Below are 19,715 nucleotides of genomic sequence, written 5' to 3' on the forward strand. Positions count from 1 at the left end.
CCACGAGGTCCGGCAGGGACCGCGCCGTGCCGGACGTCGTGATCCAGGTCCACCCGGACCGGCCGGAGTCATCCGTCGGGGCCCTGCCGCGCGGCAGGGCCCCGATGCGCACATACGACCGGCTCCCGCCCTACTGCAGTGCCCCGGTGACCGCCTCCACCGACGCGACCAGCCGCCCGTCACGCACGAAGGCGTCCGCGGCCGCCAGGTCGGGCGCGAGGAAGCGGTCCGGACCGGGACCCTCGGCGCCCGCCTCACGCAGGGCCGTGATCGCCGCCCGGGTGGCGGGGGCCGGGGTCAGACCCTCGCGGAGTTCGATGGCCCGCGCCGCCGCGTACAGCTCGATCGCCAGGACCCGGTTGAGGTTGTCCACCGCGGTGCGCAGCTTGCGCGCCGCCGACCAGCCCATCGAGACATGGTCCTCCTGCATCGCGGAGGACGGGATCGAGTCGACGGAGGCCGGAACAGCCAGCCGCTTCATCTCGCTCACCAGCGCCGCCTGGGTGTACTGGGCGATCATCAGACCCGAGTCCACACCCGCGTCGTCCGCGAGGAACGGCGGAAGGCCGTGCGAGCGGTTCTTGTCGAGCAGGCGGTCGGTGCGGCGCTCGGCGATCGACGCGAGGTCCGCCGCCGCGATCGCAAGGAAGTCCAGGACGTAGGCCACGGGCGCCCCGTGGAAGTTGCCGTTCGACTCGACGCGGCCTCCCCCACTCTCGGCTCCGCTCGAGCGGGAGGCGCCCCCAGGCAGCACCACCGGGTTGTCCACCGCGGAGGCCAGCTCGCGCTCGGCGACCAGACGGGCGTGCGCCAGCGTGTCCCGGCCGGCGCCCGCGACCTGCGGGGCGCACCGCACCGAATAGGCGTCCTGGACGCGCGGTGCGTCGTCCTGATGATGGCCCGTCAGGCCCGAACCCTTCAGCACGGCCAGCATGTTGGCGGCCGAGGCGCCCTGCCCGGGGTGCGGCCGGATGGCGTGCAGCTCCGGCGCGAGCACCTTGTCCGTGCCGAGCAGCGCCTCCAGCGACAGCGCGGCCGTGACGTCGGCCGACGTGTACAGCTTCTCCAGGTCCGCGAGGGCCATGATCAGCATGCCGAGCATGCCGTCGGTGCCGTTGAGGAGCGCGAGACCCTCCTTCTCGTGCAGCTCGACGGGGGCGATGCCGTGCTCGGAGAGGAGTTCCGCGGCCGGCCGTACGACACCGTCGGGGCCCTCCGCCTCGCCCTCGCCCATGAGAGTCAACGCACAGTGGGACAGCGGGGCCAGGTCGCCGGAGCAGCCCAGCGAGCCGTACTCGTGCACGACCGGGGTGATGCCGGCATTGAGGACGTCGGCCATGGTCTGCGCCACCTCGGGGCGGACGCCGGTGTGCCCGGAGCAGACGGTCTTCAGCCGCAGGAACATCAGGGCGCGGACGACCTCGCGCTCCACCCGCGGCCCTATTCCGGCCGCGTGTGAGCGGACGATGTTGCGCTGCAGCTGGACGCGCAGCTCCTCGCTGATGTGCCGGGTGGCCAGCGCACCGAACCCGGTGCTGACCCCGTACACGGGTTCCGGCTTCGCCGCCAGTGCGTCCACGATCTCGCGGGCCGCCGTGAGGGCCGCCACGGCCTCCTGGGAGAGCTCGATCCGGGCGTCCGCGCGCGCCACGGCGAGAACGTCGGACGCGGTGACCCCGGATGTCCCCACCACCACAGTGTGCATATCCATATTCAGGAGCGTACGCAGTGAATTCATTGATGTCACTAGTGGACGGCCGGTTGACCCCTTACCGCGATCCGGGCCGCCCTCAGTGACGTCCGCGGAAGCGGCGACGCTCCCCGGTGGCGGGCGGCGGCGCGTCCGCCAGGCGTACGACCGGGTCGTCCGGGCCCTCGCGACCCGCGACCACGGGTTTCGCGGCGCGCACGGCCTTGGCCCGGTACTGTGCCGCGTCCGCGAGCCGGAACAGCCGACGAGCCGAGCGGACGGGACCGATCGGGTCCTGGGTCGAGGCGACCCCGCAGGCGACGCCGTCGCTGAACTCCAGCTGGGCGGCGCGACGGCAGACCTCGTCGGCGGCCCGGACCACCTCGTCGGCCGTCGGTCCGACCGCGAGGAGGCAGAACTCGTCGCCGCCGAGACGGGCGACGAGGGCATCCGGCAGCATGGCGCCGCACAGGGAGAGGACCGAACCGAAACGCTCCAGCAGCCGGTCGCCGACGGCGTGCCCATGCGTGTCGTTGACCCGCTTGAGGCCGTTCAGATCGCAGACGACGAGCGAGACCGCGACCCCGTCCTCGCGATGCCGTTCGATCGCCTCGTCCAGGCGGACGTCGACGGCACGGCGGTTGGCGAGACCGGTGAGGGCGTCGGTGAAGGCGAGCCTGCGGGCCTCCTCCAGGCGCTCGGTCTGCGCGATACCGGCGGCGACCACGGAGGCGAGGACGGTGGCGAAGTCCGCGTCGGCTCCGCCGAAGACGCGGGCACCGGCCTTGCGGGCGACATACAGCTCGCCCCAGGCACGGCCGTGCAGCAGCACGGGCGCGACGACGCAGCAGCCCCGGCCGCGCCGGCGCAGGGCGGCGACCCGCTGGTGGCAGTATCCGGCGTGCCCCGCGGCCGGACCCTCCGCGGTCTCCACCCAGGCGGTCGGCCCGCCACCGCCCGCCCAGCGCTCGTGCAGGAACTCCGTGATCTCCGGGAACTGGTGCACGGGATAGGTCTCGTGCTCCGGGAACTCCTCCTCCTCCAGTGCCCGCTCGCCCACATTGACCAGGACCCGCAGCCGTCCGCCCTCACGCTCCCAGACGGAGAGCGCGGCGAAGTTCCCGGCGAGCGCGCGGCACGCGCCGAGCGCGGCGGCCCGCCAGGACTCCCGCGGGTTGTGCGCCGCCGCCATCCCCTGCGCCAGCGCCACCACGGCCGTCAGCCGACTGTCCTCAGCCACGCATCCAGGCTAGGGACGATCAGGACAATATGAGACATCGGTGCGGCGATAGGGGTGCCGGCACGGCGGTGTCATCACCGGGAGCGCCGGCGCTTCGCGACTACTCGCCCGGCCACTGCGGGCTGCGCTTCTCGTTGAAGGCGGCGACGCCCTCGGCGCGGTCCCTCGAGAACGCCACCGAACGCCACGCCGCGTCCTCCACCTCCAGCCCGGCTCGCAGGTCGAGGCCGTGCCCCAGCCGCAGGGCGCGCTTCGCGGCGCGCAGGCCCACCGGGGAGTTCGCCGCGATACGGCCGGCGAGGGCGAGCGCCTCCTCCCGGTCCCGGCCCTCCGGCACGAGCTCGTCGACCAGACCCAGGTCATGCGCCTCGGCCGCCTCCAGGCGCCGCGCCGTGAAGATCAGCTCCGCCGCGCGCGCCGCGCCCACCCGGCGAGGCAGCAGCTGGGTTCCGCCGCCTCCCGGGATCACCCCGACGGACACCTCGGGCAGTCCGACCACCGCCGTGCGGTCCGCCACGATCAGATCGCAGGACAGCGCCAGCTCGAAGCCGCCGCCCAGCGCGAAGCCGTGCACGGCGGCGACCGTCGGCATCGGCAGTTCCAGGACACCGGTGTACGCGGCGCGCGCGACCGGACGCTGGCGCACCAGATCGGCGTCCGTGAAGGAGTTGCGCTCCTTGAGGTCGGCACCCACGCAGAACGCCCGCTCGTGCGTCGACGTCAGCACCGTCACCCGGGCGTCCCGGTCCGCGGCGAGGTGGGCGCACGCCGCCGTGATCGAGCGCGCCATCTCGGTGGACACCGCGTTCATCGCCTTGGGCCGGTCGAGTACCAGCTCCGCGACAGACCCGTGCCGCCGCACGACGACGTACTCGCCGAACCGCCGCTCGTCCACCTGCTCCGTCATGACACCCTCCCGGTTAACGCGGGTTAACTACGACGCCTCGATCATCGCAGCCGAAGCGGCCCTGCGAAAGCCGCCACGGGCCCCGCCCGGCGCGGGCCACTCAGCGCCTCCCCACCCCGTTCGGGTGACATCCGGGCCGTCTCCCCATCACCCGCCCCCAATCGCCACATAATCTGCCCACCGCTGGGGCGCATCGGGGGCGTGCGGCCACACCGGGGAGGGACGAGCATGACGACGGACACAGCCACCACCACCGAGGCCACTGCGACGACGGACGGCGAAGCGGGCCGTTTCCGACTCCGTCCGGCGGGCCGGCACCGCAAGCCGAGCCGCCGGCGGGCGGTCCTCGCCACCGGCGGGTTCGCGCTCGCCGCCGGCGCCCTGAGCCTGGTACGCCTCACGCCCGACGCGGCCCCGGGCGGGGGCGGGACCGCGGAGGCCGAGCCCAGGATAGAGGCCACCGACACGGCGGTCACGGTCGAGAGCGGGCCGGCCACGGACGGGACGCACCCCTCCGCGACAGCCGGCTCGAGGGCCACGACCACTGTCTCGGCCGCGACGGCGATGGGCGCCACGACCTCGTCCGCGCGTCCCTCCGCACACCCGTCCTCGGCGGCTCCCCGGGTCACCGACCCCGCCATCGGCATCCCCGAGGCGCTGACGGCCTTCCGTACATCCTGGCCCCCGACGGGCACGACCTCCGACGCGCCCGGGCCCACGCCGTCCGCGACCGCCACCACACAGGTGCCCGCACCGGATCCGGACCCGTCCGGCCTGTGTGTTCCGATCGTCGGACTGTGCGTCAGCGGCCTGCCGATCCTCGGCCCTTGATCGGAGCCGTACCCGTGGGGCGGACCACGCGGCCCGTGGCCGGCGCGCGGGCTACGACGAGCCGCCCCGCCGGGTGAGCAGCCATGGCTCGATGACTCCGAGGCCACGCACGGGGCGCTGCCACATCGGCTGGAGCGCGAAGCGGTACGAGGGCGGCTCCTCGCCCTCCTTCTCCGCGGCGGCCGCCGCCTCGGAGGCCTCGGCCTCGGAGGCGGGCGCCTCGCTCACGCGGATCAGCTCCTCCGCGAAGGCGCCGTCGACCAGGACCGAGTCCCGGGGGGCTATCGAGGTGAGCCGGCTCGCCAGGTTCACCGTCGTACCGAACACATCGCCCATCCGGGTGGTCACCGTTCCGAAGGCGATGCCCACGCGCAGCTCCGGCATGGTCTCGTCGTTCGCCATCGTCTCGATGAGGCGCAGGGCGATCTCCGCGGCCGTACCGGCGTCGTCCGCCGCGTACAGCACCTCGTCGCCCAGGGTCTTGATGAGCCGCCCGCCGTGCGCGGCGACCAGGTCGGCCGCGGTCGTCTCGAACGCCTCGACGAGCTCGCCGAGTTCCTCCTCCTCAAGGCGGCGGGTCAGCCGGGTGAAACCGACGAGGTCGGCGAATCCGACCGCGAGACGGCGGTCGACCATCTCGTCGTCGTCCCCGGCCTGGACGACCCGGCCGGTCGCGGCGGCGAGCTGACGCCGCCAGACGTACACGAGAAACTCCTCCAGCTCCGGCAGGAGCAGCTCGACCAGGGGATAGGTCACCTCGGTGCGGGTCATGCCGGGCTCGGGGGGCTCGGTGAGGCCCTCCAGGAAGGAGTCGATCTGCCACTCGGCCAGGCGGGCGGTGGTCTGCCCGGTCGACCGGGCCACCTGCACCGCCATCGCCTCGCTCAGCAGGCCCGCCTCCACCAGACCGGCGAGCCGGCGCAGGGCCAGCACGTCGGCCTCCGTGAGCGCCTTGGCCTGCCCTATGTCCGCAAAGCCCATCGCCCGCCAGAAGCGGGACGCGAGCTCCATGGACACACCGGCGCTGCGGGCCGCCTGGAAGGGGGTATAACGACGCTCCGCCCCCAGGATGAGCTGCTCGAGCCGGAGCGCCAGGGGGTTCTCGTCGAACTCGGCGTGTGCGTCCCGCCCGGGATCACCGTCGGGGGCAGGGTGTACGCCCGTGCCCGAGCCCGTGTCGTCGACGGTCACGCGTGCTGCCCTTCCGATCTGCCGCGGTCAGGTATCGACCGCGGTCAACTCTACGGCAGGTGTGCGGTAGCTCACTCCTCAGCGGCATCGCCGGTCACACGGCAGCGGAGTGACCGCTCCGCGGGCTCCGCCCGGGCCCGTCGCCGCACGCCCTCGCCGACGCTTGCGCCCGCCGGTGGTCACGCCGGCCGCAGGTGCACGATGTCCCCCGCTCCCACCGGCTCCTGCACCCCGTTCTCCGTCGCCAGGACGAGGCGGCCGTCGCCGTCGATCGCCACCGCCTCCCCGGTCACGGAACGGTCGCCGGGCAGTTCGGCCCGTACGAGCCGGCCCAACGTCGCACAGCCGGCCGCGTAGGTCTCCTGAAGGCCGCTCGCCACCGGGTCGCCTCCCACGGAGCGCCACCGGCCGTACCGGTCCTCCAGGGATCGCAGCACCGCACGCAGCAACGGGTCGCGGTCCGTGCCACGGGCACCCGCCAGAGCCAAGGAGCCCGCCGTGGGCACCGGCAGCTCGTTCTCCCGGAGCGTGACGTTGATGCCGATACCGACCACCACGCCGTCCTCGCCCGCACGCTCCGCGAGGATCCCGCCGGTCTTGCGTTCCTCGTCGCCCACGGTGACCAGGAGGTCGTTGGGCCACTTGAGTGCCGTGTCCACGCCCGCGGCCCGCGCGAGCCCGGTGGCGACGGCCACGCCGGCCAGCAGCGGCAGCCAGCCCCAGCGGGCGACGGACACCTCGGTGGGCCTGAGCAGGACCGAGAAGAACAGTCCGGAGCGGGCCGGGGCGGTCCAGGTGCGGTCGAGCCGCCCACGCCCGGCGTCCTGCTCCTCGGCCACCAGCACGGTGCCTTCGGCGGCCTTGCCGGCCGCGGCGAGGGCGACGAGGTCGGTGTTGGTCGACCCGGTGCGCTGCACCACCTCGATCGCCGTCCACAGTCCCCCCTCCCGCACCAGCGCCCGGCGCAGCGCGTCGGCGTTCAGGGGCGGGCGGTCCAGGTCGGACCAGCGGCTGCCGCCGCCGGAGGAGTCGCTCGACGGGTCGTTCGCGTCTGAGGCATCTCGGGGCATCATGCAAGCCACCCTAGGTGTGGTCAACGCCGCACTGCCGATCGGTAGGCACACCACTACGCTACGGATGAGTAACCGTTCGTTCTTCTGAGCATTCTCGTAGCACCTCACCCTCACGTCCCCATTGAGCAGGCAGGGAGCCGCATCCCGATGTCCGAGCCGGAAGAGATCGACATTCACACGACCGCGGGGAAGCTCGCGGACCTGCAGCGCCGTGTGCAGGAGGCGACGCATGCCGGCTCGGAGCGTGCCGTGGAGAAGCAGCACGCCAAGGGCAAGCTGACGGCCCGTGAGCGGATCGAGCTGCTGCTGGACGAGGACTCGTTCGTCGAGCTGGACGAGTTCGCCCGGCACCGCTCGACCAACTTCGGCCTGGAGAAGAACCGCCCCTACGGAGACGGCGTGGTCACCGGCTACGGCACCGTCGACGGCCGTCCGGTCGCCGTGTTCTCCCAGGACTTCACCGTCTTCGGCGGCGCCCTCGGCGAGGTCTACGGCCAGAAGATCGTCAAAGTGATGGACTTCGCCCTCAAGACCGGCTGCCCCGTCATCGGCATCAACGACTCCGGCGGCGCCCGCATCCAAGAAGGCGTCGCCTCACTCGGCGCCTACGGCGAGATCTTCCGCCGCAACACCCACGCCTCCGGCGTGATCCCCCAGATCAGCCTGGTCGTCGGCCCCTGCGCAGGCGGCGCCGTCTACTCCCCCGCCATCACCGACTTCACCGTCATGGTCGACCAGACCTCCCACATGTTCATCACCGGCCCCGACGTCATCAAGACCGTCACCGGCGAGGACGTCGGCTTCGAGGAACTCGGCGGCGCCCGCACCCACAACACCGCCTCCGGCGTCGCCCACCACATGGCCGGCGACGAGAAGGACGCCATCGACTACGTCAAACAACTGCTGTCCTACCTGCCTTCCAACAACCTCTCCGAACCCCCCGTCTTCCCCGACGTAGCCGACCCGACGGTCACCGACGACGACCGCGAACTGGACACCCTCGTCCCCGACAGCGCCAACCAGCCCTACGACATGCACACGGTGATCGAACACATCCTGGACGACACCGAGTTCTTCGAGACCCAGCCGCTGTTCGCCCCGAACATCCTCACCGGCTTCGGCCGGGTCGAGGGCCACCCCGTCGGCATCGTCGCCAACCAGCCCATGCAGTTCGCCGGCTGCCTCGACATCGACGCCTCCGAAAAGGCCGCCCGCTTCGTCCGCACCTGCGACGCCTTCAACATCCCCGTCATCACCTTCGTCGACGTGCCCGGCTTCCTGCCCGGCGTCGACCAGGAACACACCGGCATCATCCGCCGCGGCGCCAAACTGATCTACGCCTACGCCGAAGCCACCGTCCCCCTCATCACCGTCATCACCCGCAAGGCCTTCGGCGGCGCCTACGACGTCATGGGCTCCAAACACCTCGGCGCCGACCTGAACCTGGCCTGGCCCACCGCCCAGATCGCCGTCATGGGGGCCCAGGGCGCGGTCAACATCCTGCACCGGCGCACCATCGGCGAGGCCGACGACCCCGAGGCCACCCGCACCCGGCTGATCCAGGAATACGAGGACACCCTCCTCAACCCCTACATCGCCGCCGAACGCGGCTACATCGACGCGGTCGTCATGCCCTCCGACACCCGCCGCCACATCGTCCGCGGCCTGCGCCAGCTACACACCAAACGCGAATCCCTGCCCCCCAAGAAGCACGGCAACATCCCCCTGTAGACCCCCGCACCCCCTGGGAGACGACATGACGATCAAAGTCGTACGGGGCAACCCCACCCCGGAGGAGCTCGCCGCCGCACTCGCGGTGGTCCGAGCCCGCGCCGCGGCGGCGGCCGCAGTGCCACCCGGCGCGGCGCGGCACCGTGACTCCTGGGCGGACCCGTCCCGTATCGCCGCCCACCGGCTGCCCCAGCCGGGCCCGACGGCGTGGAGCCGCACGTACTGGCCCGGCTAGGCCCAGCCACTGCCTCCCGCATGTCGTACGTCCGGCGGGGAGCGCAGGGCCCCTCGGCCGAGTTGAGTACGCGTACTCAGGCGCCGGAGCCGATCACCGGCGCACGATCGAGGGCATGTTGTGGTCCGACCCCGAGAACGAATCGCCGAAAGAACTCCGTGACACGCAGGAGATGTTGCGGCGGCTGGGGGTCCTCATGGCACTGGCCATGGTCCTCACGATGATCGTCATCGGCATCAGGTGAGGTGCGCCGATAGGCTGAGCCCATGACCGATCAGCCGCGTCGCCGCCTTGTGCTCGCATCCGGGTCTCCCGCCCGGCTCGGACTGCTCCGGCAGGCCGGACTCGATCCGGAGGTCGTCGTCAGCGGGGTCGACGAGGATGCCGTCACCGCCCCCACCCCCGCGGAGCTCGCGCTCGCCCTCGCCGAGGCGAAGGCCTCCGTCGTGGCGGCCAAACCCGAGATCAAGGGCGCTCTGGTGATCGGCTGTGACTCGGTGCTCGACCTGGACGGCGAGGCCCTCGGCAAGCCCGCGGACGCGGAAGAGGCGACTGCCCGCTGGAAGTCGATGCGCGGCCGGGCGGGCACGCTCCAGACCGGCCACTGCGTCTACGACACCATCAGCGGTCGGTACGCCTCCGCCATCGCGTCCACCGTGGTCCGCTTCGGCGAGCCCACGGACGAGGAGATCGCCGCGTACGTCGCCTCCGGCGAACCCCTCTATGTCGCCGGGGCGTTCACTCTCGACGGCCGCTCGGCGCCCTTCATCGACGGCATCGACGGCGACCACGGCAACGTCATCGGCATCTCGCTGCCGCTGATCCGCCGACTGCTGGCCGAACTGGGCCTCGGCATCACGGACTTGTGGACACCGCAGACGACCTGAAGGCCGACCGGGCGACCGGCGCGGGCGAGGCGTTCAGGGAGTGACCGGCGCGGGGCCGCCGTTCTCCGGGGCCTCGCCCTGCTCCGCGGTCTTGTGCGCGGTCCCCTCGTCCCCGTCCGGGGCACCGTCCTCGGGCGGCGTGCCGACCGGCCCCTGCGGGCGGTCGTACGTCATGAGGGTGAGCAGGATGAGTCCGAACACGACCATCATGAACGCGAACGCGCCCCAGCCCACCAGGCCGACCGTGAAGGCGCCGAGCAGACCGTGTACCACGGCCGCGCTGATGAGGACGATGCGCCAGAAGCCGGACGGGGAGCGGTCACGCAGGGCGACCAGCAGGGCGGCGACCCCGCACAGCGCGAAGTAGAGCCCGAAGACGACACCGCCCCCCTTCGACGAGACCGACATCATGTGCGGGTCGAGACCGGCCAGGGACATGTCCTGCCGGTCCACGACGACACCCAGGAACCAGTTCAGCAGTGCGATGCCTATCGCCTCCACGAAAAGAACGATCGCAACGAGCCATGCCACCGGTCTGCGGACCACCGGCCCCCACCCACCTTCGCGCGTGCTTGCGTGTTACTCCCAGTACGTTCGAGACATCGTGAACGCTACTAACGGGTAAACCTGGGGACAAGAGGTCTGGCAGGGGCAAAGATTCGTTGGGCCATTAGTAGGGACTCCACAAAGAAACACGACCGGTGGCAGGACTACTTCATAGAGACCTTGACCACATCTGAGGGCTAGGGTTTTCCGGTGGATTCCCATGTGCGGCGTCGCGACAAGGGATTTCGCAGGTTGAGTGAGCCTGGTTTCACGCTCCGTGTGGGCAAGCTCACCAGTGGGGACGGGTCGAAACGTCGTGTCGGCAGTCCCTAAACTCGGCTTGTTTCAAGGAGAGGGAGCCATCGTGCGCAAGGTGTTGATCGCCAACCGTGGCGAAATCGCTGTCCGTGTCGCCCGGGCCTGCCGTGACGCCGGGATCGCGAGCGTGGCCGTGTACGCTGACCCGGACCGGGACGCCCTGCACGTCCGCGCGGCGGACGAGGCGTTCGCCCTGGGCGGCGACACCCCCGCCACCAGCTACCTGGACATCGACAAGGTGCTGCAGGCCGCCAAGGACTCCGGCGCCGAGGCCATCCACCCCGGCTACGGGTTCCTCTCCGAAAACGCCCACTTCGCCCAGGCCGTCCTGGACGCCGGCCTGATCTGGATCGGCCCGCCGCCGCAGGCCATTCGTGACCTGGGTGACAAGGTCGCGGCCCGGCACATCGCCCAGCGCGCCGGCGCTCCCCTGGTGGCCGGCACGCCCGACCCCGTCTCCGGCGCCGACGAGGTCGTGGCCTTCGCCAAGGAGCACGGCCTGCCGATCGCCATCAAGGCCGCCTTCGGCGGCGGCGGACGCGGCCTGAAGGTCGCCCGCACCCTTGAAGAGGTCCCCGAGCTGTACGAGTCCGCGGTCCGGGAGGCGGTCGCCGCCTTCGGCCGCGGTGAGTGCTTCGTCGAGCGCTACCTGGACAAGCCCCGCCACGTCGAGACCCAGTGCCTGGCCGACAGCCACGGCAACGTGGTCGTGGTCTCCACCCGCGACTGCTCGCTCCAGCGCCGCCATCAGAAGCTGGTCGAGGAGGCCCCGGCCCCGTTCCTGAGCGAGGACCAGGTCGCGCAGCTGTACTCCGCCTCGAAGGCCATCCTCAAGGAGGCCGGGTACGTGGGCGCGGGAACGGTGGAGTTCCTGGTCGGCAACGACGGCACGATCTCCTTCCTCGAGGTCAACACCCGCCTCCAGGTCGAGCACCCGGTCACCGAGGAAATCGCCGGCATCGACCTGGTCCGCGAGATGTTCCGTATCGCCGACGGCGAGGAACTCGGCTACGGCGACCCCGAACTGCGCGGCCACTCCTTCGAGTTCCGCATCAACGGCGAGGACCCCGGCCGTAACTTCCTGCCCGCCCCCGGCACCGTCACCACCTTCGCCCCGCCCTCCGGGCCGGGTGTGCGCCTGGACGCCGGCGTGGAGTCCGGCTCCGTGATCGGCCCGGCCTGGGACTCCCTGCTGGCCAAGCTGATCATCACCGGCCGGACCCGTAGGGAGGCCCTGGAGCGGGCCGCACGTGCCCTCAACGAGTTCCAGGTCGAGGGCATGGCCACCGCGATCCCCTTCCACCGCGCGGTCGTCACCGACCCGGCCTTCGCCCCTGAACTGACCGGCTCCAGCGACCCCTTCACCGTGCACACCCGGTGGATCGAGACCGAGTTCGTCAACGACATCAAGCCGTTCGCCTCTCCCGCCGACACCGAGGCCGAGGACGAGTCGGGCCGCGAGACCGTCGTGGTCGAGGTCGGTGGCAAGCGTCTGGAGGTCTCCCTGCCCGCCTCCCTCGGCATGTCGCTGGCCCGCACCGGGCTCGCCGCCGGGGCCAAGCCGAAGCGCCGCGCGGCCAAGAAGTCCGGCCCGGTCGCCTCCGGCGACACCCTCGCCTCTCCCATGCAGGGCACCATCGTCAAGGTCGCCGTCGAGGAGGGCCAGGAGGTCAAGGAAGGCGACCTGGTCGTCGTCCTGGAGGCCATGAAGATGGAACAGCCCCTCAACGCGCACAGGGCCGGCACCATCAAGGGCCTCAACGCCGAGGTCGGCGCCTCCATCACCTCCGGTGCCGCCATCTGCGAGATCAAGGAATGACGTAGACGAACATCGGCGAGGCGCCCCGCGGACCGCAGCTGCCGGTCGATGGGGCGCCTCGCCGCTTTTCCCTGGCCGCTGCCGGCGACGGTCGCGGAGCGCCTGGCGAAGGGCCCCGGCAGCTCGAGGTGCTGTGGGCCGTGTTCGCGGCGCGTGTGCCGTTCGGGCCGGTGCGCGGTGGAGCGAAGGCGGGGCGCAGAAGCCGTTCAGGGACGCCGGGCCGTCTGTCACCGGTGCCCGCGGGGCCGGGCGCCGGTATCGCACCTGCGGGGATGGTCGACGAGCGGGGACGACGACCGTCCCCGACCCGCGCGGCGGACCCGAAGCCCGCCGGGTCGCTATCGGCGGCGCAGGTCCGCGACGCGTGCGCGCTCTCCCGTGGTCGGCTCACCGAGGACCGTGGCGGTGCGCAACTGGGGCCCGCCGCCCGGGACCTGGCTGCGACGCGGGCCGGGCAGGGGCACGTCCCGGCGCGGCGGGCGCCCGGGGACCGCATCACCTCCCGCCGAACCGCCGCCCGACGCCCCCGCGATCGCGATCTGCACACCCTGATCGGCGAGGGCCTGCAACTCGGTGGCCGCGCGGTCGTCGTGCGCGGGGGGCTCGTCCGTCACCAGCCGGGTGATCACGTCCGTCGGCACCGTCTGGAACATCGTGTCCGTGCCGAGCTTGGTGTGGTCGGCGAGGACGACCACCTCGGCTGCCGCCTGGACCAGCGCGCGGTCGACGGACGCCGACAGCATGTTGGACGTGGACAGCCCGCGCTCGGCGGTGAGTCCGCTTCCCGACAGAAAGGCTCTGGAGACCCGCAGTCCCTGGAGCGACTGCTCGGCACCACTGCCCACCAGGGCGTAGTTGGAGCCGCGCAGAGTGCCGCCGGTCATCACGACCTCGACGCGGTTGGCGTGGGCCAGCGCCTGTGCCACCAGCAGGGAGTTGGTGACGACGGTCAGCCCGGGCACCCGTGCGAGCCGGCGCGCCAGCTCCTGGGTGGTGGTCCCCGCCCCGACGACGATGGCCTCGCCCTCCTCGACGAGGCCCGCGGCGAGGTCGGCGATGGCCGTCTTCTCGGCGGTCGCGAGATGTGACTTCTGCGGAAAGCCGGACTCCCGCGTGAACCCGCCCGGCAAGACCGCACCGCCGTGCCGGCGGTCCAGGAGTCCTTCTGCCTCCAGCGCGCGCACGTCCCGCCGTACGGTCACTTCGGAGGTCTGGACGACGCGGGCGAGCTCACGGAGCGACACAGCTCCGTTCGCACGCACCATTTCGAGGATCAATTGACGACGTTCTGCAGCGAACACGAAACTGACAGTAACCCCAACGACCGTCTGCTTTCAGCAGTTTGCGCCGAATAACAGAAGTTGTTCGCACGGCAGGGCGGAAAGTGGTATACGCGCCTACTCCATCCGCCTATGCCGCACGCACCGTCGGACACACCCCGTGACGGCCGTACGACGGGTCCCGGACCGGCCATGGGACAGACCGGACCTGCTGTGCCGCCCGCGAGCGGCCGTCAGGCCTCGGCGCCGGCCTTCCGGGTGTGCAACTGCCGTGCCACCTCGGCGATCGAGCCCGACAGCGACGGGTACACGGTGAAGGCGTTCGCGATCTGTTCGACCGTCAGATTGTTGTCGACGGCGATCGAGATGGGATGGATCAGTTCGGAAGCGCGCGGTGCGACGACCACACCGCCGACGACGATCTCGGTGCCCGGGCGGCAGAAGATCTTGACGAAACCGTCGCGGATGCCCTGCATCTTGGCGCGGGGGTTGCGCAGCAGCGGCAACTTGACGACCTTGGCGTCGATCTTGCCGGCGTCCACGTCGGCCTGGGTGTAGCCGACGGTGGCGATCTCGGGGTCGGTGAAGACGTTCGAGGAGACGGTCTTCAGGTTGAGGGGGGTCACCGCGTCGCCGAGGAAGTGGTACATGGCGATGCGTCCCTGCATGGCGGCGACGGACGCGAGGGCGAAGACGCCGGTCACGTCGCCGGCGGCATAGACGCCCGGAGCGGTCGTACGGGAGACCTTGTCGGTCCAGATATGACCGGACTCGCGCAGCTTGACCCCGGCCTCCTCCAGGCCCATCCCACTGGAGTTGGGGACGGCGCCCACGGCCATCAGGCAGTGCGACCCGGTGATCACGCGCCCGTCGGAGAGGGTGACCTCGACCCGGTCGCCGACGCGCTTGGCGGACTGCGCACGCGAGCGGGCCATGACGTTCATGCCACGACGGCGGAAGACGTCCTCGAGGACGGCGGCGGCGTCGGGGTCCTCGCCGGGCAGCACCCGGTCGCGCGACGAGACGAGCGTGACCTTGGACCCGAGGGCCTGGTAGGCCCCGGCGAACTCGGCACCGGTGACACCGGACCCGACGACGATGAGTTCCTCGGGCAGCTCGTCGAGGTCGTAGACCTGGGTCCAGTTGAGGATCCGCTCGCCGTCGGGCTGCGCGTCGGGCAGCTCGCGCGGGTGACCGCCGGTGGCGATGAGCACCGCGTCGGCGGTGAGGGTCTCCTCGCTGCCGTCCGCGGCCCGTACGACGACCTTGCGCGACCCGTCCAGGGCCTGCATGCCCTCCAGCCGGCCTCGTCCCCGTACCACCCGGGCGCCGGCGCGCGTGACGGACGCGGTGATGTCGTGGGACTGGGCGAGCGCGAGCCGCTTCACCCGTCGGTTGACCTTGCCGAGGTCGACCCCGACTACCCGGGCGGCCTGTTCCAGGGGCGGGCTGTCGTCGGCGACGATGATGCCGAGCTCCTCGTACGACGAATCGAAGGTGGTCATCACCTCGGCCGTCGCGATGAGCGTTTTCGACGGCACGCAGTCGGTGAGCACCGACGCCCCACCCAGACCGTCGCAGTCGACGACGGTCACCTCCGCGCCGAGCTGCGCGGCCACCAGCGCCGCTTCATAGCCGCCGGGTCCGCCACCGATGATCACGATCCGAGTCACGTACTCCATTGTCCCGCACCCTTCAGACGGCGCTTCCCCGGGGGCCGGGCGGTGCTCCCGCTGTTGCAGAGGAGGCGGGCGGAGTGCTGTCGTACCCTCGACTTCATGTCGCTCTACGCCGCGTACGCCGGCAACCTCGATGCGCGGCTGATGACCCGCCGCGCACCCCACTCGCCGCTGCGCGCCACGGGCTGGCTCAACGGCTGGCGGCTGACCTTCGGGGGCGAGCACATCGGCTGGGAGGGTGCTCTCGCGACGATCGTCGAGGACCCGCTCTCACAGGTCTTCGTCGCGCTGTACGACATCGCCCCGATGGACGAGGAGTCCATGGACCGCTGGGAGAGCGTGGGCCTGGAGGTCTACCGCCGGCTGCGCGTCCGCGTCCACACGCTGGACGGCGAGGAGACGGCCTGGACCTACGTCCTCAACGGCTACGAGGGAGGCCTGCCCTCCGCCCGCTACCTGGGCGAGATCGCGGATGCCGCGGAGTCGGCCGGGGCGCCGCACGATTACGTGATGGAGCTGCGCAAGAGGCCCTGCTGAACGGATCCGGCCCCTAGGATTAGGCCGATCGAAGCACGAACGGAAGAGCGTGCCATGGCCCCCATCGCCACGTACGACGTCTATTACACCGAGCAGGCCGCGGCAGCCCGCGACCGGCTCGACGACCAGCAGCGCCCCGCGTTCGACAAGGGCATCTCCCTCCTGGCTCGTGATCCCTTCCTGCCCGTGTCCCGCCCCATAAGCTCCACCGGGGACGACCGCACGATCCGGCTCACGCAGAACATCCTGGTGGAGTACACGGTCAGCCGGGGCCGGCTGCTGATCTTCATCGTCGAGGTCTTCAACGACAAGGACATCCTCGTCACGGACTGAGGACGCCCCTGGCCCGCTGCGCCACCCTTCGCCGGAAACGACAAGACAACGATCGCATTCCCGTGACCTCCGTCATCTACGCGCGTAGGCCGAGACCGGCTACCCTCTTGCGCGTGAACGCATCTCTTCTTCCGGACGACATCCAGGGCGACCCCCACCTCGCCGCCGACGCCGCCGCAGCGCGGCTGCGTGAGCTGACGGGTGCCGAGACCCATGACGTCGCCCTCGTGATGGGCTCCGGGTGGGCCCCGGCCGTCGACGCCCTCGGCGAGGCCGACGCGGAGTTCCACGTCACCGAGCTGCCGGGCTTCCCGCCTCCGGCCGTCGAGGGCCACGGTGGCAAGATCCGTTCGTACCGGATCGGTGAAAAACGCGCCCTGGTCTTCCTCGGCCGCACGCACTACTACGAGGGCCGCGGCGTCGCCGCCGTCGCGCACGGTGTCCGCACCGCCGTCGCCGCGGGCGCCAAGACCGTCGTGCTCACCAACGGCTGCGGGGGCCTGCGCGAGACCATGCGCCCCGGGCAGCCGGTCCTGATCAGCGACCACATCAACCTGACCGCGACCTCCCCGATCGTCGGCGCCAACTTCGTCGACCTGACCGACCTGTACTCCCCGCGACTGCGCACGCTGTGCAAGGAGATCGACCCCTCCCTCGAGGAGGGCGTCTACGCGCAGTTCACCGGCCCGCACTACGAGACCCCGGCGGAGATCCGCATGGCCCGTGCCATCGGCGCGGACCTGGTGGGCATGTCCACGGTCCTCGAGGCGATCGCCGCGCGCGAGGCGGGGGCAGAGGTCCTCGGGATCTCCCTGGTCACGAATCTCGCCGCCGGTATGACGGGCGAGCCGCTGAACCACGAGGAGGTCCTCCAGGCCGGCCGCGACAGCGCCGCACGCATGGGAGCGCTGCTGGCCCAGGTGCTGAAGCGGCTGTAGGGCGCGGCCGGGAAGCACCGGGGCCTCGCCCCGGACGCCACGGACGGTTGCGCCCGGCCCGGACCCGGGAGCGCCGAACCGGTGCCGACGGCGCCGACCGGTGCTGGACTGGACGCGGACACGGGTGTCGCCCACAGCGGCCCCGCGTGGCCACCGGGCGCCCCGCCCACCGGACGGCTTCGCCGGACCGGGACGGACGCCTTCGAGGACGTTCACCGGGAACGGGCGACGCGTGGCCACCGCACGAACACACAACGAGAGGTTGACCCGACGTGCACGACGAACTCATCGCACGGGCCAAGACGTGGCTGGCCGAGGACCCCGACGCGGACACCCGTGAGGAACTCGCCAAGCTCATCGACGCCGAGGATCACGCCGAGCTCGCCGCGCGCTTCGGCGGCACCCTTCAGTTCGGCACCGCCGGTCTCCGCGGTGAACTCGGCGCCGGCCCCATGCGCATGAACCGTGCCGTGGTCATCCGCGCGGCCGCCGGTCTCGCCGCGTACCTCACCGCCAAGGGGCGCTCGGGCGGGCTCGTGGTCATCGGCTACGACGCCCGCCACAAGTCCGCCGACTTCGCCCGGGACACCGCGGCCGTCATGACGGGCGCGGGCCTGCGCGCGGCCCTCCTTCCCCGCCCCCTGCCCACCCCCGTCCTCGCGTTCGCGATCAGGCACCTCGGTGCGGTCGCCGGCGTGGAGGTCACCGCCAGCCACAACCCGCCCCGCGACAACGGCTACAAGGTCTACCTCGGCTCGGGGTACCCCGGGACGGAGTCCGGGGGAGGTTCCCAGATCGTGCCTCCCGCCGACGCCGAGATCGCAGCCGAGATCGACGCGATCGGCGGCCTCGACGCGATCCCCCGCCCGGACAGCGGCTGGGAGACACTCGACGACGGCGTCCTCGACGCCTACCTCGCCCGCACGGACGCGGTCCTCGCCGAGGGCTCCCCCCGGACCGCCCGCACCGTCTACACGGCGATGCACGGCGTCGGCAAGGACGTCCTCCTCGCCGCCTTCGCCCGGGCCGGCTTCCCCGCCCCGGTCCTCGTCGCCGAGCAGGCCGACCCGGACCCCGACTTCCCGACCGTCGCCTTCCCGAACCCGGAAGAGCCCGGCGCCATGGACCTCGCCTTCGCGAAGGCCTGCGAGACGGATCCCGACCTTGTGATCGCCAACGACCCCGACGCCGACCGCTGCGCCGTGGCGGTCAAGGACGGCACGGACTGGCGCATGCTCAGGGGCGACGAGGTGGGCGCCCTTCTCGGCACGCACCTCGTGCGCAGCGGAGCCGTCGGCACCTTCGCGGAGTCGATCGTGTCCTCCTCGCTCCTGCACCGTATCGCCGACAAAGCCGGCCTCCCGTTCGTGGAGACCCTCACCGGCTTCAAGTGGATCGCGCGCGCCGAGGGCCTGCGCTACGGCTACGAGGAGGCGCTCGGCTACTGCGTCGACCCCGAGGGCGTGCGCGACAAGGACGGCATCACGGCCGCGCTCCTGGTCACCGAGCTGGCCTCCGTGCTGAAGGAGGAGGGCCGTGCGCTCCTCGACCTCCTCGACGACCTGGCCGTCGAACACGGCCTGCACGCCACGGACCAGCTCTCGGTCCGCGTGGAGGACCTGTCGGTCATCGCGGACGCCATGCGACGCCTGCGCGAGCAGCCGCCGGTGCGGCTCGGCGGGCTGACGGTGACGACGGCCGAGGATCTGACGCAGGGCACACCGACGCTCCCGCCGACCGACGGGCTGCGCTACACCCTCGACGGTGCCCGCGTCGTCGTCCGGCCGAGCGGCACCGAGCCCAAGCTCAAGTGCTACCTGGAGGTCGTCGTGCCGGTCGGCTCCCGTGAGGAGCTCGGCGCCGCGCGGGCCAGGGCCGCGGAACTCCTCGGCGCCGTCAAGCGGGATCTCGCGGCGGCCGCGGGAATCTGAACCACAACCTCGAGGTGACCCTCGCTGGGATCGGAGCCCCGCTCACCCGACGGGCCTGCGATCCCACCCCGTGGGTGGTATCTGCACGGCACGCGGTGCAGCGGGCCGCCGGCCGGCCCACTGCGGCGGCACCATCGGCCTCATGGGTACGGGGAAGTGCATCAGCCACCGCCCCGGGCCGGGGGCTGAGGAGCGGTCATGCCCCAACGACCCGTGCATACAAGGGTGTCGCAAGCCCGGCAACTCCCCGCGCTCTCGGTCACCGTGAGCGGGCAGGGGACACAGAGTGCGGACGGCGACTGAAACGTGCCGGTGCCGACCGCTTCCGTGCCTCACCCGGCAGCGGTCCAGGCCTTCCTGGCCCTTGGCGGCCTGGAGACATTCAGCAACCGTACAACACCGATTAGCGGAAACGTCGACGAGGTGACACGCCGGAAAACCGCACCACGATGACGTCGCACCGAAGCCCCCTCCTGACGGGGCATCATCCCGCAGTCGGCGTGCCGAACTCCTGCAGCCCACCGTGACAACACGACGCAACTCCACGGC

General features: G+C 71.6%; 18 protein-coding genes. 10 read left to right on the forward strand and 8 right to left on the reverse strand.

Going from position 1 to position 19,715, the window contains the following annotated elements:
* Positions 1–130: 130 nt before the first annotated feature.
* The 3 genes from hutH to VXC91_RS06685 form a co-directional block, all read right to left on the reverse strand.
* Positions 131–1,705: a histidine ammonia-lyase gene (gene hutH, locus VXC91_RS06675; RefSeq protein ID WP_329505896.1), complete on the reverse strand. Its 1,575-nt coding sequence runs from the start codon at positions 1,703–1,705 to the stop codon at positions 131–133.
* Positions 1,706–1,790: 85 nt separating this feature from the next.
* Positions 1,791–2,930, reverse strand: a complete 1,140-nt coding sequence (locus VXC91_RS06680; RefSeq protein ID WP_329505833.1) for a GGDEF domain-containing protein — start codon at positions 2,928–2,930, stop codon at positions 1,791–1,793.
* Positions 2,931–3,030: 100 nt separating this feature from the next.
* The gene (locus VXC91_RS06685; RefSeq protein ID WP_329505897.1) at positions 3,031–3,825 is read right to left on the reverse strand and encodes an enoyl-CoA hydratase/isomerase family protein; all 795 of its coding nucleotides are present in this window, start codon (positions 3,823–3,825) and stop codon (positions 3,031–3,033) included.
* Between the two features lie 240 nt (positions 3,826–4,065).
* Between VXC91_RS06685 and VXC91_RS06690 the strand changes: the two genes are divergently transcribed.
* Entirely contained in the window at positions 4,066–4,668 is a 603-nt protein-coding gene (locus VXC91_RS06690) for a hypothetical protein (protein WP_329505835.1), read from the forward strand.
* Positions 4,669–4,719: 51 nt separating this feature from the next.
* On the opposite strand, the gene VXC91_RS06695 is transcribed toward VXC91_RS06690, so the two are convergent.
* Both VXC91_RS06695 and VXC91_RS06700 read right to left on the reverse strand, forming a co-directional pair.
* Positions 4,720–5,859, reverse strand: coding sequence for an adenylate/guanylate cyclase domain-containing protein (locus VXC91_RS06695; protein ID WP_329505837.1), 1,140 nt, complete (start codon positions 5,857–5,859; stop codon positions 4,720–4,722).
* A gap of 179 nt (positions 5,860–6,038) precedes the next feature.
* A complete protein-coding gene (locus VXC91_RS06700; protein WP_329505838.1) occupies positions 6,039–6,932 on the reverse strand; it encodes a biotin--[acetyl-CoA-carboxylase] ligase in 894 nt (297 codons plus the stop codon).
* A 147-nt stretch (positions 6,933–7,079) separates the two neighbouring features.
* On the opposite strand from VXC91_RS06700, the gene VXC91_RS06705 reads away from it, so the two are divergent.
* From VXC91_RS06705 to VXC91_RS06720, 4 genes are all read left to right on the forward strand, one after another.
* Positions 7,080–8,663 (forward strand): acyl-CoA carboxylase subunit beta, encoded by a 1,584-nt coding sequence (locus tag VXC91_RS06705; protein WP_329505840.1) that lies wholly within the window; start codon positions 7,080–7,082, stop codon positions 8,661–8,663.
* 25 nt (positions 8,664–8,688) lie between these two features.
* Entirely contained in the window at positions 8,689–8,898 is a 210-nt protein-coding gene (locus VXC91_RS06710) for an acyl-CoA carboxylase epsilon subunit (RefSeq protein WP_329505841.1), read from the forward strand.
* Positions 8,899–9,013: 115 nt separating this feature from the next.
* Positions 9,014–9,142 (forward strand): morphogenic membrane protein MmpB, encoded by a 129-nt coding sequence (gene mmpB / locus VXC91_RS06715; protein ID WP_329505843.1) that lies wholly within the window; start codon positions 9,014–9,016, stop codon positions 9,140–9,142.
* Between the two features lie 22 nt (positions 9,143–9,164).
* Positions 9,165–9,785: a Maf family protein gene (locus VXC91_RS06720; protein ID WP_329505845.1), complete on the forward strand. Its 621-nt coding sequence runs from the start codon at positions 9,165–9,167 to the stop codon at positions 9,783–9,785.
* A 33-nt stretch (positions 9,786–9,818) separates the two neighbouring features.
* Here the strand turns inward: VXC91_RS06720 and VXC91_RS06725 are convergent, their stop codons facing one another.
* Entirely contained in the window at positions 9,819–10,331 is a 513-nt protein-coding gene (locus tag VXC91_RS06725; protein ID WP_329505847.1) for a hypothetical protein, read from the reverse strand.
* Positions 10,332–10,695: 364 nt separating this feature from the next.
* Between VXC91_RS06725 and VXC91_RS06730 the strand changes: the two genes are divergently transcribed.
* On the forward strand, positions 10,696–12,468 hold the full coding sequence (locus VXC91_RS06730; protein ID WP_329505849.1) for an acetyl/propionyl/methylcrotonyl-CoA carboxylase subunit alpha: 1,773 nt from the start codon (positions 10,696–10,698) through the stop codon (positions 12,466–12,468).
* 338 nt (positions 12,469–12,806) lie between these two features.
* Here VXC91_RS06730 and VXC91_RS06735 read toward each other — a convergent pair whose 3' ends face one another.
* Together VXC91_RS06735 and VXC91_RS06740 are read right to left on the reverse strand one after the other, a co-directional pair.
* Positions 12,807–13,769 (reverse strand): DeoR/GlpR family DNA-binding transcription regulator, encoded by a 963-nt coding sequence (locus VXC91_RS06735; protein WP_329505851.1) that lies wholly within the window; start codon positions 13,767–13,769, stop codon positions 12,807–12,809.
* Between the two features lie 212 nt (positions 13,770–13,981).
* Positions 13,982–15,430: an NAD(P)H-quinone dehydrogenase gene (locus tag VXC91_RS06740; RefSeq protein WP_329505853.1), complete on the reverse strand. Its 1,449-nt coding sequence runs from the start codon at positions 15,428–15,430 to the stop codon at positions 13,982–13,984.
* 96 nt (positions 15,431–15,526) lie between these two features.
* On the opposite strand from VXC91_RS06740, the gene VXC91_RS06745 reads away from it, so the two are divergent.
* The 4 genes from VXC91_RS06745 to VXC91_RS06760 all read left to right on the forward strand — a co-directional run bounded on the left by VXC91_RS06745 (position 15,527) and on the right by VXC91_RS06760 (position 19,166).
* Entirely contained in the window at positions 15,527–15,964 is a 438-nt protein-coding gene (locus tag VXC91_RS06745; protein ID WP_329505855.1) for a gamma-glutamylcyclotransferase, read from the forward strand.
* 54 nt (positions 15,965–16,018) lie between these two features.
* Complete coding sequence (locus tag VXC91_RS06750; RefSeq protein ID WP_329505857.1) at positions 16,019–16,297, forward strand: type II toxin-antitoxin system RelE family toxin; 279 nt, start codon at positions 16,019–16,021, stop codon at positions 16,295–16,297.
* Between the two features lie 113 nt (positions 16,298–16,410).
* Entirely contained in the window at positions 16,411–17,235 is an 825-nt protein-coding gene (locus VXC91_RS06755; RefSeq protein WP_329505859.1) for a purine-nucleoside phosphorylase, read from the forward strand.
* Between the two features lie 272 nt (positions 17,236–17,507).
* The gene (locus tag VXC91_RS06760) at positions 17,508–19,166 is read left to right on the forward strand and encodes a phospho-sugar mutase (RefSeq protein ID WP_329505860.1); all 1,659 of its coding nucleotides are present in this window, start codon (positions 17,508–17,510) and stop codon (positions 19,164–19,166) included.
* Positions 19,167–19,715 lie beyond the last annotated feature (549 nt).

Origin of the sequence: Streptomyces chiangmaiensis, assembly GCF_036281785.1 — a bacterium.
Taxonomy (GTDB): Bacteria; Actinomycetota; Actinomycetes; order Streptomycetales; family Streptomycetaceae; genus Streptomyces; species Streptomyces chiangmaiensis.

Coding starts and splice junctions, on each gene's coding strand:
- VXC91_RS06710 (WP_329505841.1), top strand. CDS start 8,689: ATGACGATCAAAGTCGTACGGGGCAACCCCACCCCGGAGGAGCTCGCC.
- hutH (WP_329505896.1), bottom strand. CDS start 1,705: ATGCACACTGTGGTGGTGGGGACATCCGGGGTCACCGCGTCCGACGTT.
- mmpB (WP_329505843.1), top strand. CDS start 9,014: ATGTTGTGGTCCGACCCCGAGAACGAATCGCCGAAAGAACTCCGTGAC.
- VXC91_RS06740 (WP_329505853.1), bottom strand. CDS start 15,430: ATGGAGTACGTGACTCGGATCGTGATCATCGGTGGCGGACCCGGCGGC.
- VXC91_RS06750 (WP_329505857.1), top strand. CDS start 16,019: ATGGCCCCCATCGCCACGTACGACGTCTATTACACCGAGCAGGCCGCG.
- VXC91_RS06720 (WP_329505845.1), top strand. CDS start 9,165: ATGACCGATCAGCCGCGTCGCCGCCTTGTGCTCGCATCCGGGTCTCCC.
- VXC91_RS06745 (WP_329505855.1), top strand. CDS start 15,527: ATGTCGCTCTACGCCGCGTACGCCGGCAACCTCGATGCGCGGCTGATG.
- VXC91_RS06700 (WP_329505838.1), bottom strand. CDS start 6,932: ATGATGCCCCGAGATGCCTCAGACGCGAACGACCCGTCGAGCGACTCC.
- VXC91_RS06705 (WP_329505840.1), top strand. CDS start 7,080: ATGTCCGAGCCGGAAGAGATCGACATTCACACGACCGCGGGGAAGCTC.
- VXC91_RS06690 (WP_329505835.1), top strand. CDS start 4,066: ATGACGACGGACACAGCCACCACCACCGAGGCCACTGCGACGACGGAC.